This is a genomic window from Corallococcus sp. AB030, assembly GCF_003668965.1.
In the GTDB taxonomy this organism is placed as follows: domain Bacteria; phylum Myxococcota; class Myxococcia; order Myxococcales; family Myxococcaceae; genus Corallococcus; species Corallococcus exiguus.
The window spans coordinates 1-414 of record NZ_RAWQ01000520.1 but is presented as its reverse complement, the minus strand read 5'-3'; the positions used below and the strand labels follow the sequence as shown (position 1 = coordinate 414).

Sequence of the window (414 nt, the reverse complement as noted above, 5' to 3'; positions counted from 1 at the left end):
GTCCCACCCCATCGGTGGCCCGCAGAACGCCTTGCGTGATGGTAGTCGCTCCCCCGTAGGTATTGCTGCCGCCGGTCGGATTCAGAATCCAGAGGCCCGCGCCGGTCTTGGTGACGGCGAAGTTCGAGTTGTTGAGCTGCGGGTTGAACTCGTTGTCACCCGTCGAGGCGCCCGCGAGACCCAGGGTCGCGGTGCCGGCACCCGTGTAGGCGATCGGGTTCGGGTTGTTGAAGATGAGCGTGGCGTTGTTGTTGCCGCCGTTCGCCACCACCGTATTGTTCCCGAACTGCCCCGACGAATCGATCGTGCCCGTTGCGCCGCCGGTGATGGTGAACAGGCGGTCAATCGAGACCGAAGGTGTTTGCGTCGTCTGATAAATGGCGGACGCGAAGGCGCCGGTATATTGAATCGTCC

1 protein-coding gene is annotated in these 414 nt (G+C 63.0%); it reads right to left on the bottom strand.

Features of this window, described 5'->3' with window-relative positions:
• On the bottom strand, positions 1–414 hold a 414-nt coding region (locus D7Y15_RS43880), incomplete at both ends, for an autotransporter-associated beta strand repeat-containing protein (RefSeq protein ID WP_199746088.1).